The organism is Neisseria sp. HMSC064D07 (assembly GCF_001837185.1).
Classification (GTDB): domain Bacteria; phylum Pseudomonadota; class Gammaproteobacteria; order Burkholderiales; family Neisseriaceae; genus Neisseria; species Neisseria flavescens_C.
The window spans coordinates 169,473-187,110 of sequence record NZ_KV831677.1; the positions used below are offsets into that span (position 1 = coordinate 169,473).

Here is a 17,638-nt window from a genome sequence, read left to right on the forward strand (position 1 = left end):
AGGCCGTCTGAAAAATTTTCAGACGGCCTTTTTGTCGATATGGGTGTGAAGAAATGGTTTAGATGAATGTTTTTTCTGTCTGATGCGCAAAATTATCATGGAGCAGAAAAAAGGATAAACGGGAGATTATGCTAAAATATTGTCAACAATTTTCTGATTTCGCATGATATGGAATCAGCGTTTGACACACATAGACAAGAGGATTTTATGAAATTTCTAGACCGTGAGGCAACCATTGCCAAACCCGGCTTTAATCGTTGGCTGGTACCGCCTGCCGCTTTGGCCGTACATCTTGCCATCGGGCAGATATACGCTTATTCCGTGTTCAATGCGCCGCTAACCAAGCTTATCGGTATTACTGAGTCAGCTGCAGGAGATTGGAAGCTGACCACGGTTGGTTGGATTTTTAGCATTGCCTTGGCGATGTTGGGCGCGTCTGCCGCTATGTTTGGTACTTGGATGGAACGCGTTGGGCCGCGTAAGGCGATGTTTGTTGCCGCCTGCTGTTTTAGTTTGGGCTTTTTTGTGTCGGCGATTGGCGTCCATACGCATAATCTGTTTTTGCTTTATTTGGGCAATGGTGTGATTGGCGGGGTTGGTTTGGGCTTGGGTTATATCGGGCCTGTATCGACACTGATGAAATGGTTTCCCGATAAACCGGGCATGGCGACAGGCTTGGCGATTATGGGTTTTGGCGGCGGCGCGATGTTGGCTTCGCCTTTATCCGTGTCGCTGATGAATTTTTTCTCCAGTGAAACTTCAGTTGGCGTAGCGCAGGCTTTTGTCGTTTTAGGATTGTTTTATTTGGTGTTGATGATGTTCGGCGCGTTTACGATCCGTGTACCTGCCGATGGCTGGAAACCTAAAGGTTATGTTGCGCCGAAAATCAAAAACAAATTGGTCAGCAGTAATCACGTCAATGTTTCCGAAGCCATGAAGACGCCACAATTTTGGCTCTTGTTTTGGGTGTTGTGTCTGAACGTGACAGCGGGTATCGGCGTTTTAGGTCAGGCTTCTGTCATGATTCAGGAGCTGTTTTCTGAAACTTCTGTCGGTAAACAGGCTGCCATTGGCGCAGGTGCGGCGGCAGGTTTTGTGAGCCTGTTGAGCCTGTTTAATATGGGCGGCCGATTTTTGTGGTCCAGCGTGTCCGACAAAATCGGGCGTAAAAATACTTATACTATTTTCTTTGTGCTCGGCTCGCTGTTGTATTTTGCCATTCCGTCTATTGGCGGGGGCGGTAACAAGGCTTTGTTTGTTATTGGTTTCTGCGTCATTATTTCCATGTATGGCGGCGGTTTTGCAGCGATTCCGGCGTATTTGAAGGATTTGTTCGGCACTTATCAAGTCGGTGCAATCCACGGCAGGATTTTGCTGGCATGGTCAACTGCGGCTGTTATTGGCCCGGTGTTGGTCAACTATATCCGCCAAAGCCAAATTGAAAGCGGCGTTCCGGCTGCTGAAGCTTATAGCATTACCATGTATATTATGGCGGGTTTGTTGATTGTCGGCTTATTGTGTAATTTGAGTGTCCGTTCGGTTCATGAAAAGCATCACGAAAAAGACATTAAGGTCGCGGCACATAGTGGTAACCCCGATGATGAAACCGCTGTATCCGATGCTTATCTGATCAGCAAGAAAGTATCAGCAGGTGGTATCGGCGTATGGTGGCGCTGGGCTTTGGTTTGCATTCCTTTGGGCTATGGCGTCATTATGGTGTTTGTTAAAGCCTTAAGTTTGTTTAATTGATTGTTGAAAATTAGAGGCCGTCTGAAAGTTTCAGACGGCCTTTTTTACATGTTGAACAATTAATCTTTTGATACGCTGATGGTATGTTTGATGTGTTTTAAATTCGCAACGATGGTAAAAGTCATCATCACCAGTAATGCCCATGAACTCCATTTGCTGATGTGTACCGATGCCCAAGCGCCGATTTGGTTGGGATAGCGCCAAACGCCGAATAGGGTTCCCAAATTTTCCGCCAGCCAAATAAAAAATCCAATCAGGACGAAAGCGAGCAGGAGCGGCATTTTGCGAGTGGTGTCATAGGGTGTGTACAAGACCGTTGTCCGGGCGTATAGGCCGAGAGCAAAAGCAGCGAGATACCAGCGATAGTCGCCGATATAGTGATGGGTGAAAAAATTGATATAAATCGCCAGTGCGCACAAAGTGCCCAACCAATACGGCGGATGGCTTTTGATTTTTAAGTCAAACAGCCGCCATGCTTGAATGATATAGCTGCCGACCGCAGCATACATAAAACCCGCAAACAGCGGTACGCCGCCGATTTTGGTGTATGCCTCATCCGGATAACTCCAAGATTGGATATCGCCAGATGTTTTGAACCACTCTAAAGCAAAGCCCACCAAGTGAAACAGCGTAATCGATTTGACTTCATCCCAAGTTTCCAGCTTGAAATACAGCATGGCTACTTGTACGGAGACGGCAAAAATCAGCAGCAGGTCGTAGCGCGAAATTCCCAACCAGCCTGTTTTCGGAATGAGGAACATGGCAATGAAAAACAAGCCTGCAAATAAGCAGGCTCGTGCTTCTTTTAAACCAAAAAACCAAAATTCAACGATAAAGCGTCGCCAACCATGCAAATCCTTGCGTTTGGGATGCTCAGTCAGCCAAGTATCCAGTTTGCCCAACATGTTTTCAGACGGCCTCTTTATCTTAAAAATGTTTTAGGCAGATTGAATCGGAATGACACGGTTTTGCTTACGCTTTGCGCCACCTTCGCAGTAGTTGGTTTTGACATAATCTTCAACGATTTGTAAAAACTCGGCAGCGATATTGTCGCCTTTGAGGGTGACTTTCCGCTCGCCGTCTACATAAACCGGCGCAACCGGTGTTTCGCCTGTACCTGGCAGGCTGATACCGATATCGGCAAGTTTGCTTTCGCCCGGACCATTTACCACGCAACCCATTACAGCGACGTTCAATGATTCAACGCCTGGATATTCAGTGCGCCAAACAGCCATTTTTTGGCGTAAATAGTTTTGTACGTCTTGAGCCAACTCTTGGAATACGGTACTGGTGGTACGGCCGCAACCCGGGCAGGCTGTAACCATTGGCGTAAAGGAGCGCAAGCCCATGGTTTGCAGGATTTCCTGACCGACAATGACTTCTTGTGTACGCGGAGAGCCGGGTTCGGGCGTAAGGGAAATTCGAATGGTGTCGCCGATACCTTCTTGCAACAATACGGCCAAAGCTGCGGTGGAAGCCACAATGCCCTTGCTGCCCATGCCAGCCTCAGTCAGACCGAGATGGAGCGGGTAACGGCAACGGCTGCCTAATTCGCGGTAAACCTGAATCAAGTCTTGTACGGCGCTGACCTTGCACGACAAAATGATTTTGTCTTCAGGCAAGCCCAAAGCCACAGCTTTTTCTGCCGATTCCAGCGCCGAAACAATCAAAGCCTCTTTCATGATTTCTTCAGGCGGCTTCGGTGTAGCAGAAGCTAGGTTGGCATCCATCATGCGCTTTGCAAGGCTTTGATCAAGCGAACCCCAGTTCACACCGATGCGTACGGCTTTATTGTTTTCTGCCGCTGTACGAATCATAAAGGCAAATTTCTCATCGCCTTTTGCGCCTTTGCCGACATTGCCTGGGTTGATGCGGTATTTAGACAGGGCCTTGCCGCACTCAGGAAATTCGGCTAATAAGCGTTCGCCATTAAAATGGAAATCACCAATCAAAGGCGTGGTGTAGCCCATATCGTCTAAGCGGCTGCGGATTTCGGCGACTTTGGAAGCCGCTTCCGGAGTATTGACCGTGATGCGAACCATTTCCGAGCCGGCATCGCTCAACTCTTTGACCTGTCGGGCGGTTGCTTCTGCATCTGCGGTATCGGTATTGGTCATAGATTGCACAACAACGGGCGCATCCGAACCGATGATGAGATGGTCAATTTTGACTTGATGTGTCTGACGGCGTTTAGGTGTGGTCATTTTAGTTTTTTCCTGCAACAAAAGAGGCGGATTTTCACCGGCAACACGGTATTTCAAAGGTTCGATAGGTGTGCCGCCGTAATTGGCTTCCGAGCCGGCTGCAATACCGATCCAAACATTGTAAGGCGCGCCGCCTCTCAGACGTTGTTCGCTTCCGGCTGGAACGATACGGCTGAATACTACTTTTCCATCTTTGTCTGTAATAATCAGATTACTTCGGTATTGGACTTTAATCCAAAGTTCGTCTTTCTCAACTTTGACAGCAGGCTTCTCTTCTTGTACGGCGGCGGAAGCTGCTGAGGCTGCTTGATCATTGGCCACTTCAGGCTTATTGGTGATTTCTTTTTTGCCGTCTTCCGTCATTTCGCTAACGGCAACATTATCCGTTTTTAAGGCAGGCGTTTTCATCGTATCAGCAACATCTTTGCTGTTCTGAATATTTGCCTGCTCATTTTCAAAACTGGATTTGCTTTGCCAAAAGTAAACGCCGCCTACAGCCAAAGCCAATGCAGCTATTCCCAATATCCATTTTGGGAAGCCTTGTTTCTCAGTGTCTTTGTAGCTTAAGCCGGTGTTGGTGCTGCGTGTTACCGCGTATACATGGTCTTCAAGTTGCGGAGTAATGGAGAGCAAATGTTTGGCGATGGTTTGTTCGTCAATTTTCAGAAATCGTGCATATGAACGCAGATAGCCTGAAACAAAGACTAAACCGGGAAAACCTGAATATTCCCCTTTTTCCAAAGCATCAATTTGTTCGGCAGACAGTTTCAAACGTGAAGCAACATCTTGAATATCGATTTTGGCATCAGTTCTGTGTTTGCGTAATTCATCCCCCAATGTTTTGGCGGCTTGTGTGTCGTAGTTGATTTTATCGTTATTTTCCATTTAGTGGCCCGTTGTGACGGTTTGTAGTTCGTCTGAATAAGGGAAGTTTGCCCTAAGTTGTGCTTCGTATTCGTATGCGGCGTGTTTATTGCCCAAGGCGGTAGCCAAACGCCAGCCTAAAAGCAAATCGTCAGCCTGCAGGACATCAACTTTGCTTTGGTATTGGCGGAAATAATAGTCGGCATCGTTCAGATTGCCTGCCATCATTTTGGTTCGGGCAAGTTCTTTGAAAGCAGGGAAGAATTGCGGATTCGCTGCTAAAGACCTTTCCAAATAGGCCTGGGCTAAAGAGTATTGACCTAATCTTGCGCTGCAAATGCCTTTATTCATATTGGCAATAAAGGGGCTTGGGTAGGTTGGGTCAGCCAGTGCTTTGTCAAAATAAGCCAAAGATTCGGCTGGTGCATTCATTTGATTGCACAAGAACCAACCGTAGTTGTTGTTGACTTCCGCGCTATCAGGTTTTAAAGACAATGCTTTAAGAAAGCTTTCCTGAGCTTTATCTTTGACTTTCAAATACTGATAAATCTCGGCGCGTACCAACCAAGCAAGGTCATTTTTTGAATTGGACTTAAGCGCCTCTTCGATACTTTCGGTAGCTTGGCGGTAGTTTTGGCCGCGCATATATTCCACAGCCAGTTGGGTTTTGATATTAGAAACTTGAATGGCACGTTCTTTAGGGCTTGGGCCGGAAGAGGAAGCGCAGGCAGAAAGAGTCAGTGCGGTAAGTAAAGCGAATCCGAACTTGATTTTCATAATTAACCTTATTGTTCGACCAAAATCTGTTGCCATTTTTGTTGTCGGCGTGTTTTATCTTGTACTTGTCCGGCCAATTGTCCGCAAGCAGCGTCGATATCGTCGCCGCGGGTTTTGCGGACAGTAACGACAAAGCCGGCTTGTTGCAGAATATCGCGGAAGACACGGATATTTTCATTGCTAGAACGTTCGTAGCCGGAATTTGGGAAAGGATTGAACGGAATCAGATTGAATTTGCAGGGTACGTCTTTAACCAACTCAATCAATTCGCGCGCATGTTGCGCTTTATCGTTGATACCGTCGAGCATAACGTATTCAAAGGTAATAAAGTCGCGTGGGGCTTTGACCAAATAACGTTGACAGGCCGCCATCAATTCTTTGAGTGGGTATTTTTTGTTGAGGGGAACAATCTGATCACGCACTTCATCGTTGGATGCGTGTAAAGATACAGCCAAAGCAACAGGCATTGCATCACGCAGTCTATCCATTTGCGGAACCATGCCTGAAGTGGAAACGGTCACGCGGCGACGGCTCAAGCCGTAGCCGTGGTCATCCAGCATAATGCTTAAAGCGGTAACAACATTGTCAAAGTTTGCCATGGGTTCGCCCATACCCATCATCACAACGTTAGATATAACGCGTTCGTTTTTAGGGGTAACGCCCATGGCTTTATTGGCCCACCAAAGCTGACCGATAATTTCAGCGGCAGTCAGGTTGCGGTTGAAACCTTGTCGTCCGGTAGAGCAGAAGGTGCATTCCAATGCACAACCGACTTGGGAAGAGATGCACAAAGTACCGCGTTCAGCTTCAGGAATGAAGACGGTTTCTACACCGTTGCCCGTGCCGACATCCAGCAACCATTTGCGTGTGCCATCAGTAGATTCTTGTGCCATCATTAATTTAGGCACTTCGATTGTGGCTTGTTCATTCAACTTGGCACGTAATGATTTAGCCAAGTCAGTCATTTCTTCAAAGTTCTGTGCACCGGCTTGATGCATCCAACGCATTACCTGTTTGGCACGAAAAGGCTTTTCGCCCATTTCGGCAAAGTGTTGCGTCAGTCCGTTTAAATCGTAATTCAGTAGATTGGTTTTCATGTATTTTTATGTTTCTCAGTAAAGCTTTTAAAGCAAAGGGGCTTATTGGGCAGCTTTGCTTTAAAAGCCTTTGGATTTTCAGACGGCCTTTAATTTATAGGACATACAAAGCAGTTTTGCCGTCCGATATGAATCGGACGGCCGTAAAGCGGCTACAGGCTTTTATTCTTAGCGTGGGCAGATTTCGCTTTGGCTGAAGAAGTAAGCAATTTCAATTGCAGCATTTTCAACGCTGTCAGAACCATGTACGGCATTAACACTGACAGATTCTGCAAAGTCGGCACGGATTGTGCCAGGAGCTGCATCGGCTGGGTTGGTTGCGCCCATCAATTCGCGATTTTTGGCAACGGCATTTTCACCTTCCAATACTTGAATCATGACAGGATTGCGAGTCATGAATTTAACCAAGTCTTCATAAAAAGGGCGATCCTTATGTACGGCATAAAACTCTTTTGCTTCACGCTCAGAGAGATGTTTCATTTTCGCCGCAATAATGCGCAAGCCGTTTTCTTCAAAGCGGCTGTAAATCTTGCCGATGACGTTTTTTTCTACTGCATCGGGTTTGATGATGGAAATCGTACGTTCGATAGCCATGTTATGTCCTTGTTTTTATTGAAAGGTAAGTTGTCGTAGCCAAGAGGCGAGGGAAGTGTATTCTACCAAATTTCGCCCCTTTTTGGGAAAGGCATTATTTGCTTAAAGTCAGGTGTGGTTGTTCCAAGTAGACTTCAGATTGCATTTCGATCATACGGCTGGCTGTACGGGTAAATTCTTCGGCAAAATCGCCTTCAACGTAAATATCGTTTACACCAACTGCGCTGGTAGCGCACAGCTTCACACGGAAATCGTATAAAACGTCAATTAACCATGTCAGACGGCGTGCTTCTGCTTTTTCTTGAGGGGTTAGGCGTTCTAATCCTGAAAGGAAAACCATCTCGTAATGTTCGGCTAAATATAAATAGTCAGCTTGTGAGCGCGGGCCAAAACATAATGCGCGGAAATCAAACCAGATGGCGCGTTCTGACTGGGCTTTATGAGGAATTTCCCGTCCATGAATAATGCTGATGCCTGGGTTTAATTCAGAGATTCCACTCATTTCTTTAAATAAAGCAGCCAGTTTTTGCTCGTTCTCTTCATTATTAGGAACAAAGAAAATTTCGGCAGGACGCAACGTACGCAAGCGGTAATCTTCGCCGCCATCCACATTTAAAACGGTCAGGTTAGACTCGATAAGGGCAATGGTTGGCAGAAAACTGCTGCGGTTTTGGCCTTGAGGATAGAGTTCGGATGGGGCGTAGTTGGAAGTGGCTACCAAGACGACACCTTCACTCAACAGGTTTTCCAGCAAACGCCCCAAAATCATGGCATCGGCAATATCGCTGACGTGAAACTCGTCAAAGCATAATACACGTGTTTCTTTGGCAATTTCTGTTGCAACGGCTTTTAAGGGATTGGCTTCGCTTTTCAAGACTTTAAGACGTTGATGGATTTCGGCCATAAAGGCATGGAAATGCACGCGACGCTTACGACGATAAGGGAGGCAGCCGAAAAAAGCATCCATCAAAAAGCTTTTACCGCGTCCTACGCCGCCATAAAAATAGAGTCCTTTAGGTACTTGTGGGGAACGCAAGCTACGGCCGAGAAAACGGTTGCGTTTGCGTTTGAACATCATCAGCTCGGTCCACAAACGATCCAAATATTCAATGGCTCGCGCTTGGGCTTCGTCGCGGATGAAGTTGGGCTGTTCGGCTGCAGCTTGATACCAAGTCAATGGGCTGTGGTTTTCAAATGGAGGTGGTGTGAATAGTTGGTCTCTATTGCTCATGTGTAACCTTTATTATGCTTTGCTGGCGATAGTTGAAACATCATCCGCAATAGTTTGGACAGTACTTGGAATGATGTTTTCATTACAGAATAGTCGGTCTATTATAAATGATTTCAGACGGCCTGCGTTTTTTGCAAAAGCATTGTAGTAGATATAGTTGAAATAGTGTGCGATTAAGGTGTGCGTGAAAAGAGCAGGTTTTGGTATTTCTTGCGAAAACAAAAAAACGCCGCATTTCTGCGGCGTTTTGCTACTAAGTATTAATGAGCACTTTCTTGCAATGCCAAGTCTACACGCTCACGCAACTCTTTACCCGGTTTGAAGTGAGGAACATGCTTTTCTGGCACTTCCACGCGTTCGCCGGTTTTTGGGTTGCGCCCGATACGGGCAGGGCGGTGGTTCAAGTCGAAGCTGCCGAAGCCGCGGATTTCGATACGTTGTCCACGAGCCAGTGAGCGGGTCATGGTATCAACCAAGACTTTTACACTGTATTCGACATCTTTAGCCAGCAGTTGGTTGCCATTTTTTTCGGCAAACACTTCTGCAAGGCGAACCATCAATTCAGACTTCGTCATGTCTGCAACCTTATTCTTGGTCGCCGGACAGTTTGGCTTTCAGCAAGTCGCCCAGGCTGGTAGTACCGGCATTGGCAGTTGCAGCGGCGTTAACTGAATTCAGCGCTTCGCGGTTTTCTTTAGCGTCTTTCGCTTTAACAGACAGACGGATGCTGCGGTTTTTGCGGTCAACGGTAACGATAACGGCTTCAACTTCGTCGCCTTCTTTCAGTTTGGTAGTCAGGTCTTCAACGCGGTCAGCGGCGAATTCAGAAGCAGGCAGGTAGCCTTCAACTTCTTCAGACAGAGCGACTACGGCACCTTTGGCGTCAACAGATTTCACAGAACCTTTAACCAAAGAACCTTTGTCGTTTACGCTGATGAAGTTGCCGAACGGATCACCTTCCAGTTGTTTGATACCCAAAGAGATGCGTTCTTTTTCAACGTCGATTGCCAATACAACGGCTTCAACTTCTTCGCCTTTTTTGTATTTGCGTACAGCTTCTTCACCGGCTTCGGTCCAAGACAGGTCAGACAAGTGAACCAGGCCGTCGATGCCGCCAGGCAGACCTACGAATACGCCGAAGTCAGTGATAGATTTAACTGCGCCGGAGATTTTGTCGCCTTTGTTATGGTTGGCGGCAAATTCTTCCCAAGGGTTAGCTTGGCATTGTTTCATACCCAAAGAGATACGGCGGCGGTCTTCGTCGATTTCCAGGATCATTACTTCAACTTCGTCACCCAGTTGAACAACTTTGCTTGGGTGTACGTTTTTGTTGGTCCAATCCATTTCGGAAACGTGTACCAAACCTTCGATGCCTTGTTCGATTTCAACGAATGCGCCGTAGTCGGTCAGGTTGGATACTTTACCGAACAGGCGGGTGCCTTGTGGGTAACGACGGGTCAGGCCGCTCCAAGGATCTTCGCCCAGTTGTTTCATACCCAGAGAAACGCGTTGTTTGTCTTGGTCGAATTTTAGGACTTTAGCTTCAACTTCTTGACCAACTTCCAAAACTTCGCTTGGGTGTTTCACACGGCGCCATGCCAAGTCGGTGATGTGCAACAGACCGTCGATGCCGCCCAAGTCAACGAACGCACCGTAATCGGTGATGTTTTTAACGATACCTTTGATAACTGAACCTTCTTGCAGGTTTTCCAGCAAGGCTTTGCGTTCTTCGCCCAAAGTAGCTTCCAGAACAGCGCGGCGGGACACAACAACGTTGTTGCGTTTTTTGTCCAGTTTGATCACTTTGAATTCAATTTCTTTGCCTTCGAAGTGAGAAGTGTCTTTTACAGGACGTACGTCAACCAAAGAACCCGGCAGGAATGCGCGGATGCTGTTGATCATAACAGTCAGACCACCTTTGACTTTGCCATTGATAACGCCGGACAGGATGTCGCCGTTTTCCATAGCTTCTTCCAAAGCGATCCAGTCGGCAGCGCGTTTGGCTTTTTCGCGGGACAGTTTGGTTTCGCCGAAGCCGTTTTCAACAGATTCGATGGTAACGGTAACGAAATCGCCAACTTTAACTTCAATCTCGCCCTGAGCGTTTTTGAATTCAGCAACATCAATCAGAGATTCTGATTTCAGACCTGCGTTAACGGTAACGAAGTTTTGATCGATGCCGACTACTTCGGCAGTAATCACTTCACCTGGGTTCATCTCTTGCAGGGTAAAGCTTTCTTCCAGCAGCTGGGCAAAATTTTCCATAGTCATATATACTCTTTTCGGTACACCGCCAAGGGGTGCGGGTTAGGTTTGAAATGACCTGCCGTCCTTGGCGCGGCAGGTTAGGAAATGTTTTCAGACGGCCTTGTTATACGGTTAACAGGCCGTCTGAAATGAAAACTTCGCGATTATACTCCAAATTTTAAACTTTATGATACCAATCAAGCACTTTTTTTACAGCTTCTTCGATAGAAAGGTTATCAGTATCTAAAAGCAGGGCGTCGGGTAGTTGTTTCAACGGAGCAACAGGGCGGCGGCGGTCTGCTTCGTCGCGCGCTTCAATGTCTGACAAAATGCGCTCGAATTCAACGCCTTCGCATGGAATACTGAGTTGCTTTGCACGACGTTGGGCGCGGACATTGGCACTTGCGGTCAGGAAAATTTTTAATGCGGCATCAGGGAAAATAACCGAGCCGATATCGCGGCCGTCGGCGACCAAACCTTTTTCGGTCAGGAAGTCGCGTTGGCGCTGCAAAAGGGCTGTGCGCACTTTAGGCAACTGTGCGACGGCAGATGCGCCCATGCCAATCACTTCGGTACGGATTTGCTCGGATACATCATCGCCGTTTAATAATACGGCGCCGCCTTCAAATTGTGCGGGCAAAGTTTCTGCCAATGTGCTGACGGCGTCTTCATCTGTCAAGGCAACATTTTGTTTTTGTGCGTAAAGTGCGGTCAGGCGGTAAAGCGCACCGGAGTCGAGGTAAAGAAAACTCAAGGCTTCGGCTACGCGTGAGGCAACCGTCCCTTTACCGGATGCGCTGGGGCCGTCGATGGCGATGACTTTTTGCTTGAGGCTCATGTGTTCTCCTGAATGCGATAGGTATTTGAATTAACCGTTTATTATACGTTGCTTTGGCCGTCTGAAAACGAAAATTTTTGTGTGATTTAGATTTGAGGGAAAAGCGGCTCGGCCTTATCAGGTATAATGGCCAAAATCATAATTTAACCGCTTTATCTGATTGTTCGGGCCGTCTGAAATAACGGGTCGGGAACGGTCTTAGAATTTAGAAACATTATGCTACAAACCGATAATCTTACTTCTGCACAACCTCAGCGCATTATCACTGCTCAAAATATTTCCGCTCAGGAAGAATTGCTTGAACGCGCTTTACGTCCGAAAACTTTAGACGACTATATCGGGCAGGATAAAGCAAAAGAGCAATTGGCTATTTTTATTCAGGCGGCGAAAAAACGTGGCGAAGCGCTTGACCACACTTTGCTGTTTGGCCCTCCGGGTTTGGGCAAAACTACTTTGGCACACATTATCGCCAAAGAGTTAGGCGTTAATTTGCGTCAAACCAGCGGCCCGGTTTTGGAGCGAGCCGGCGACCTTGCAGCCTTATTGACCAACCTCGAGCCGCATGATGTGCTGTTTATTGATGAAATCCACCGCTTAAGCCCTGTGGTTGAAGAAATCCTTTATCCTGCGCTTGAAGATTATCAGTTGGATATCATGATAGGCGAAGGACCGGCCGCGCGTTCGGTCAAAATCGATTTGCCGCCGTTTACATTGGTGGGCGCGACGACCCGTGCCGGCATGCTGACCAATCCTTTGCGCGACCGTTTCGGTATCGTATCCCGATTAGAGTTTTATAAAAACAAAGACTTAGCGACTATTGTTGCTCGTTCTGCCCAGTTGTTACAGTTGGATATGGGCGACGAGGGTGCGATGGAAGTGGCCAAGCGCAGCCGTGGTACGCCGCGTATTGCCAACCGCCTTTTGCGACGTGTACGCGATTATGCAGATGTGAAAAACAACGGCGTTATTGATGCAGAAATTGCCGATGCGGCTTTGAGTATGCTGGATGTAGACGGGCAAGGTTTGGATGTGATGGACAGGAAATTCCTTGAGGCGATTTTGCACAAGTTCAGCGGCGGTCCTGTCGGTTTGGAAAACGTGGCTGCTGCGATTGGCGAATCGACCGATACCATCGAAGATGTGATTGAACCATATCTGATTCAGCAGGGCTTTTTACAGCGCACACCGCGCGGACGCGTAGCAACCGAAAGAGCCTATCTGCATTTCGGTTTGAAGGTTCAAGAATAATGATGAAGGCCGTCTGAAAACCGCTTTCAGACGGCCTGATACTTTCAATTTCATATGATTGTCGGCAAATATCTGCCGATAATCGGTTAAAATGTCTCCCTTTTCTTTTTTGAAGTTTCCCCATGAATATCTTATCCGTAGAAAATGCTTCTTTTGCCGTCGGCCACGTCGCCTTGCTCGACAAAACTTCTTTTCAACTAGATAGCGGCGAGAAAATCGGTTTAATCGGCCGCAACGGTGCGGGTAAGTCTTCGTTTTTAAAAATCCTTGCAGGCGTACAAAAGCTCGATGACGGGCAGATTATTGTTCAAAACAACCTTAAAATCGTTTATGTGCCGCAGGAATCCTTTTTTGATAAGGAAGCCACCGTATTTGACACCGTCGCCGAAGGCTTGGGCGAAATCCGCGATTTATTGCGCCGTTATCATCATGTCAGCCATGAGTTGGAAAATGGTTCGAGTGAGGCTTTGTTGAAAGAACTCAATGAATTGCAACTTGAAATCGAAGCGAAGGACGGCTGGAAGTTGGATGCAGCAGTCAAGCAGACTTTGGGGGAACTGGGTTTGCCGGAAAACGAAAAAATCGGCAACCTTTCCGGCGGTCAGAAAAAGCGCGTCGCCTTGGCGCAGGCTTGGGTGCAAAAGCCCGACGTATTGCTGCTGGACGAACCGACCAACCATTTGGATATCGACGCGATTATCTGGCTGGAAAACCTGCTCAAAGCGTTTGAAGGCAGCTTGGTTGTGATTACCCACGACCGTCGTTTTTTGGACAATATCGCCACGCGCATCGTCGAACTAGACCGCGGCATTCTGCGCTCCTATCCCGGCTCGTTCTCCAAATATAGCGAGAAAAAAGCGCAAGAGTTGGCAGTCGAGGCAGAACATAACCGCCTGTTTGATAAATTTCACGCGCAGGAAGAAGCATGGATACGCAAAGGCATCGAAGCGCGCCGTACCCGTAACGAAGGGCGCGTGCGCCGTTTGGAAGAACTGCGCCGCCAGCGCGCCGAACGTCGCAATGTACAAGGGCAGGTCAACTTCAAGCTCGACAGCGGTGAGAAAAGCGGCAAAATCATCGCCGAATTGGAACACGCTTCGTTTGCCTATGGCGACAAAGTTATCATGGACAAATTCTCCGCCATTCTGCAGCGTGGCGACAAAATCGGTTTAATCGGTCCAAACGGTATCGGTAAAACCACCTTCCTTAAGCTGATTTTGGGCGAATTGCAGCCGACCTACGGCAGAATCCGCATCGGCAGTAAGCAGGAGGTTGCTTATTTCGACCAGTTTCGCAGCGCGTTGAATGAAAACGACACTGTGTTTTACACGCTCGGACAGGGCAATGATTACGTTGAAGTCGGCGGTAAGAAAAAGCATGTGATGAGCTATTTGGAAGATTTTCTGTTCCATCCAGCCCGTGCACAAAGCCCCGTTTCATCGCTCTCCGGCGGTGAACGCAACCGCCTTTTGCTGGCGAAACTCTTTACCCGTCCTGCTAATATTCTGGTTTTGGACGAACCGACCAACGACTTGGACATTGACACCCAAGAGCTGCTCGAAGACTTGCTGCGTGATTACCAAGGCACGGTATTCCTTGTCTCGCATGACCGTATGTTCTTGGATAATGTGATTACCCAAAGCATTGTTTTCGAAGGACAAGGCCGTCTGAAAGAATACATCGGCGGCTATCAGGACTATATCGACGCAAAATCGAGAGAAGAGAAGATTCAGACGGCCTCTGCGCCTAAAGCGGTTGCCGAGCCTGAAAAAATCAAACCCAAAGCCAACCGCACGGTCAAACTTTCTTACAAAGAACAGCGTGAACTCGATGCCCTGCCTGATGAAATCGCCGCTTTGGAAACCGAACAGGCTGAAATCAATACCCAGCTTTCCGATCCTGAAATTTTCAAAGATTACGAAAAAGCAGGTGCGTTACAAAGCAGGGCTGAAGAAATCGAGATGTCGCTTTTGGAAAAGCTGGAACGCTGGGAATGGCTGGAAGCGAAACAAAATGGCGAAGCGGTTTAAATTAGGAATTTTGTCCCAAAGTAGGGCAGATATTTTTCTAAATCATGCCGTCTGAACCCCGAATATTCAAAAACAAGGTCTACAACCAACATGAAAAAAGTCGAGAAAAACGTATTGGTGCTGCATAGCGCTAAGGAAATGTTTGAGCTGGTGGACAAAGTTGAGGACTATCCAAAATTTTTGCCGTGGTACAGCAAGACCGAAGTCATCGAACGCAAAGGCAATGAGCTAAAAGCGCGCTTGTTTATGGACTATATGCGCGTCAAACAGTCGTTTGCGACACACAACCACAATATCCCAGGGCAGGAAATCCGCATGGATTTGCTCGAAGGACCATTTAAAACCCTGCGCGGCACTTGGAAATTTATCGACTTGGGCGATGATATGTGCAAAGTCGAATTCAGATTAGAATACGATTTCTCCAATGCCGTACTCTCTGCCATGATTTCCCCGGTATTCGGCCATCTCGCCGGTACATTGGTGGATGCTTTTATTAAAGAGGCCGACCGCCGCTATGCTTGAGATTGAAATTGTTTACGGACTGGCCGATAGGCAAGTGTTGAAGAACATGACCGTTGCCGAAGGGACAACCGTACGCGAAGCCGCCCTGCAAAGCGGTTTGGAGGTAGAGTTCCCAGAGTTGGATTTGCAGCAAGCGCCTTTGGGTATTTTCGGTAAGGCAGTGAAAGACGAGACAGCGTTGCGCAATGGCGATCGGATTGAGGTTTATCGTCCATTGTTGATTGATCCGAAAGAAGCGAGACGTAAACGCGCAGGGCAAGAATAAATCGAAGGCCGTCTGAAACTTTTTCAGACGGCCTGTCAAACTGAAAGAACAGTAATGAGCTTGAAAATTAAATTAATCGTCGGTTTGGGTAATCCAGGCCAAGAATACGAACAAACGCGCCACAATGTCGGCTTTTGGCTGTTGGACGAACTGGCATGGAAATGGAAAGTTAATTTTAAAGACGAAAAGAAATTTTACGGCGAAGTAGCGCGCGCCACTACGCCTGATGGCGATGTTTGGCTGCTCAAACCCATGACCTTTATGAACCGCTCCGGTCAGGCCGTTGCCGCTTTGGCTCAGTTTTACAAAATCAAGCCGGAGGAAATCTTGGTGGTTCATGACGAGCTGGATATTCCATGCGGCCGTATCAAATTCAAACTTGGTGGCGGCAACGGCGGACACAACGGCCTCAAAGACATTCAGGCTCGCTTGGGTACGCCCAATTTCTACCGCCTGCGCTTAGGCATTGATCACCCTGGCGACCGTAATCTGGTTGTCGGTTATGTGTTGAATAAACCGTCAGCGGAACACAGACAGCAAATTGATGACTCCATCACCAAATCCCTACAAGGATTGCCGGCCGTGTTGAATGGCGAATGGGAAGAGGCAACACGGTTTTTACACAGTAAGTAAGCCGAATGGGCAGCCTTGCACATCATGTTCAGACGGCCTGAAAACAGGCAGCGCGTCTGACTAGTGATAAACGAATCAAAGAAACAGTAAATATGAACGAACTGACCAGCCTTATGCAGACCGAAGCCCCAGGTATTGTTGGCGAAACATTAGACTTCTGTCTTTACGAATGCAGTATTGAAGATGCCCCGGATGCAGAAGAAGTAGTACAATGGCGTGATATTTTGAAGGCACGGGGTGGGAAATTTGTCCGCTTGGCAGATATCTGCCAAACATGGTTGGATGAAGAGGCCGACAAATGAAAGCCTTACCATTAAACAAATTTACTGCCGCTGCTTGTATTTGGTTTGCCGCCGCCATTTATGCCTTACTTTTCAAAGAGGGCGGCAATAGCGCTCCACCATTTCCCCATTTTGATAAAGTCGGTCATTTCGGACTGTTTTTCGGTCAGGCATGGTTGTGTGCAAAAATGTTTATTCAAGACAGTAGGAATATTCCCTATAAAGGCATTCTGCTTGCTGCTTTATTGTTTGCAATAGGCAGTGAGTTGGCTCAGGCATTTCTGACTACTACGCGCCAAGGTTCGATCGCGGACGGCATTGCCGATATGGCAGGTACGGCTGTGGCGCTGTGGTTTGCAGAAAAAGTAAAAGTAGCAAAAAGTTAGATATATTTAAAAAACTTAAAGGCCGTCTAAAATCCTGAGAAACAGGTTTCAGACGGCCTTTCGTTACTTGATGCATGAGGCCATTATTGCTTCATGATAAGAATTAGAATGTTACGCGTACACCGGCAGATACTTCGTGAGTATGGAACTTAACGCTATTCATTTTGCCCCAATAGTTGTAGCGATAGCCTGCATCCAAGGCAACGTTAGGTGTTACTTCGTAGCTTACGCCAGCCATTGCTCCAACACCAGTTTTAGTATCACTACGTTCATAATATGAATTAGCTGTCTTGACTTTTGCAGAAGCATGATTAATAGCCACACGAGCACCTACATAAGGTTTTACAGGAGCTTCCAGATCAAAGTCATAAATAGCAGAAACGCCGGCACTGTGGTATTTACCTTCAGCATCGAATGAGGCAGTGTTGATTTTTTCAGACTTATAATGGGTATAGTCAGCGGCAACACGGAAATCACCGAAATCGTAACCAGCAGAAATGCGTGGACTAAAACCTTTAACCGAGCCACTGGCATTATTAGCTTTTTGTTTTACAGTAGCATGACCAGCATCAGCTTGAACATAAAAACCTTTGGTTGCATCAGCCAATGCAAATGTAGGCAGGGAAAGAGCAATCAGTGTTACCAGAACTTTTTTCATTGTTTTGTCCTTAA

The 17,638-nt window shown here is 47.2% G+C and carries 18 protein-coding genes and 1 pseudogene; 8 read left to right on the forward strand and 11 right to left on the reverse strand.

Features of this window, described 5'->3' with window-relative positions; genetic code table 11:
* Nucleotides 1-207 precede the first annotated feature (207 nt).
* Nucleotides 208-1,749 (forward strand): L-lactate MFS transporter, encoded by a 1,542-nt coding sequence (locus tag HMPREF2608_RS05025; protein WP_070826196.1) that lies wholly within the window; start codon nucleotides 208-210, stop codon nucleotides 1,747-1,749.
* Nucleotides 1,750-1,808: 59 nt separating this feature from the next.
* Here HMPREF2608_RS05025 and HMPREF2608_RS05030 read toward each other — a convergent pair whose 3' ends face one another.
* From HMPREF2608_RS05030 to cmk, 10 genes and pseudogenes are all read right to left on the reverse strand, one after another.
* The gene (locus HMPREF2608_RS05030) at nucleotides 1,809-2,654 is read right to left on the reverse strand and encodes a DUF817 domain-containing protein (RefSeq protein WP_070608252.1); all 846 of its coding nucleotides are present in this window, start codon (nucleotides 2,652-2,654) and stop codon (nucleotides 1,809-1,811) included.
* Nucleotides 2,655-2,687: 33 nt separating this feature from the next.
* On the reverse strand, nucleotides 2,688-3,953 hold the full coding sequence (gene ispG, locus HMPREF2608_RS11445; RefSeq protein WP_070826285.1) for a flavodoxin-dependent (E)-4-hydroxy-3-methylbut-2-enyl-diphosphate synthase: 1,266 nt from the start codon (nucleotides 3,951-3,953) through the stop codon (nucleotides 2,688-2,690).
* Nucleotides 3,954-4,058: 105 nt separating this feature from the next.
* A pseudogene (locus HMPREF2608_RS11450) lies at nucleotides 4,059-4,838 on the reverse strand (RodZ domain-containing protein); the annotation flags it as partial.
* Complete coding sequence (pilW, locus tag HMPREF2608_RS05040) at nucleotides 4,839-5,594, reverse strand: type IV pilus biogenesis/stability protein PilW (RefSeq protein WP_063075505.1); 756 nt, start codon at nucleotides 5,592-5,594, stop codon at nucleotides 4,839-4,841.
* 8 nt (nucleotides 5,595-5,602) lie between these two features.
* Nucleotides 5,603-6,691 carry a dual-specificity RNA methyltransferase RlmN gene (rlmN, locus tag HMPREF2608_RS05045; protein ID WP_070826197.1) on the reverse strand — a complete coding sequence of 363 codons (1,089 nt, stop codon included), beginning with the start codon at nucleotides 6,689-6,691 and terminating at the stop codon, nucleotides 5,603-5,605.
* Between the two features lie 168 nt (nucleotides 6,692-6,859).
* Nucleotides 6,860-7,285 (reverse strand): nucleoside-diphosphate kinase, encoded by a 426-nt coding sequence (gene ndk / locus HMPREF2608_RS05050; RefSeq protein WP_004519785.1) that lies wholly within the window; start codon nucleotides 7,283-7,285, stop codon nucleotides 6,860-6,862.
* A gap of 94 nt (nucleotides 7,286-7,379) precedes the next feature.
* Nucleotides 7,380-8,516 carry a cell division protein ZapE gene (gene zapE / locus HMPREF2608_RS05055; protein ID WP_049333700.1) on the reverse strand — a complete coding sequence of 379 codons (1,137 nt, stop codon included), beginning with the start codon at nucleotides 8,514-8,516 and terminating at the stop codon, nucleotides 7,380-7,382.
* 260 nt (nucleotides 8,517-8,776) lie between these two features.
* Nucleotides 8,777-9,091 carry an integration host factor subunit beta gene (locus HMPREF2608_RS05060; RefSeq protein ID WP_003678992.1) on the reverse strand — a complete coding sequence of 105 codons (315 nt, stop codon included), beginning with the start codon at nucleotides 9,089-9,091 and terminating at the stop codon, nucleotides 8,777-8,779.
* Between the two features lie 10 nt (nucleotides 9,092-9,101).
* Nucleotides 9,102-10,787: a 30S ribosomal protein S1 gene (rpsA, locus tag HMPREF2608_RS05065; RefSeq protein WP_003678994.1), complete on the reverse strand. Its 1,686-nt coding sequence runs from the start codon at nucleotides 10,785-10,787 to the stop codon at nucleotides 9,102-9,104.
* Nucleotides 10,788-10,941: 154 nt separating this feature from the next.
* The gene (gene cmk / locus HMPREF2608_RS05070) at nucleotides 10,942-11,601 is read right to left on the reverse strand and encodes a (d)CMP kinase (RefSeq protein WP_070826198.1); all 660 of its coding nucleotides are present in this window, start codon (nucleotides 11,599-11,601) and stop codon (nucleotides 10,942-10,944) included.
* A gap of 216 nt (nucleotides 11,602-11,817) precedes the next feature.
* Here cmk and ruvB point away from each other — a divergent pair, with 216 nt between their 5' ends.
* From ruvB to HMPREF2608_RS05105, 7 genes are all read left to right on the forward strand, one after another.
* Complete coding sequence (gene ruvB, locus HMPREF2608_RS05075; RefSeq protein ID WP_070826199.1) at nucleotides 11,818-12,849, forward strand: Holliday junction branch migration DNA helicase RuvB; 1,032 nt, start codon at nucleotides 11,818-11,820, stop codon at nucleotides 12,847-12,849.
* 122 nt (nucleotides 12,850-12,971) lie between these two features.
* Nucleotides 12,972-14,879 carry an ATP-binding cassette domain-containing protein gene (locus HMPREF2608_RS05080; RefSeq protein ID WP_070826200.1) on the forward strand — a complete coding sequence of 636 codons (1,908 nt, stop codon included), beginning with the start codon at nucleotides 12,972-12,974 and terminating at the stop codon, nucleotides 14,877-14,879.
* Nucleotides 14,880-14,969: 90 nt separating this feature from the next.
* Nucleotides 14,970-15,401: a type II toxin-antitoxin system RatA family toxin gene (locus tag HMPREF2608_RS05085; protein WP_003683270.1), complete on the forward strand. Its 432-nt coding sequence runs from the start codon at nucleotides 14,970-14,972 to the stop codon at nucleotides 15,399-15,401.
* Nucleotides 15,394-15,666 carry an RnfH family protein gene (locus HMPREF2608_RS05090; protein ID WP_070826201.1) on the forward strand — a complete coding sequence of 91 codons (273 nt, stop codon included), beginning with the start codon at nucleotides 15,394-15,396 and terminating at the stop codon, nucleotides 15,664-15,666. The genes HMPREF2608_RS05085 and HMPREF2608_RS05090 overlap by 8 nt, the downstream gene beginning before the upstream one ends.
* Nucleotides 15,667-15,720: 54 nt before the next feature.
* Nucleotides 15,721-16,299 carry an aminoacyl-tRNA hydrolase gene (gene pth / locus HMPREF2608_RS05095; protein ID WP_063068141.1) on the forward strand — a complete coding sequence of 193 codons (579 nt, stop codon included), beginning with the start codon at nucleotides 15,721-15,723 and terminating at the stop codon, nucleotides 16,297-16,299.
* A 92-nt stretch (nucleotides 16,300-16,391) separates the two neighbouring features.
* Nucleotides 16,392-16,601, forward strand: coding sequence for a dioxygenase (locus HMPREF2608_RS05100; protein ID WP_070826202.1), 210 nt, complete (start codon nucleotides 16,392-16,394; stop codon nucleotides 16,599-16,601).
* Nucleotides 16,598-16,966 (forward strand): VanZ family protein, encoded by a 369-nt coding sequence (locus tag HMPREF2608_RS05105; RefSeq protein WP_070826203.1) that lies wholly within the window; start codon nucleotides 16,598-16,600, stop codon nucleotides 16,964-16,966. Before HMPREF2608_RS05100 ends, HMPREF2608_RS05105 begins: the two co-directional genes overlap by 4 nt.
* Nucleotides 16,967-17,069: 103 nt before the next feature.
* Here HMPREF2608_RS05105 and HMPREF2608_RS05110 read toward each other — a convergent pair whose 3' ends face one another.
* Nucleotides 17,070-17,624, reverse strand: coding sequence for an opacity family porin (locus HMPREF2608_RS05110; protein ID WP_070826204.1), 555 nt, complete (start codon nucleotides 17,622-17,624; stop codon nucleotides 17,070-17,072).
* Nucleotides 17,625-17,638: the final 14 nt, after the last annotated feature.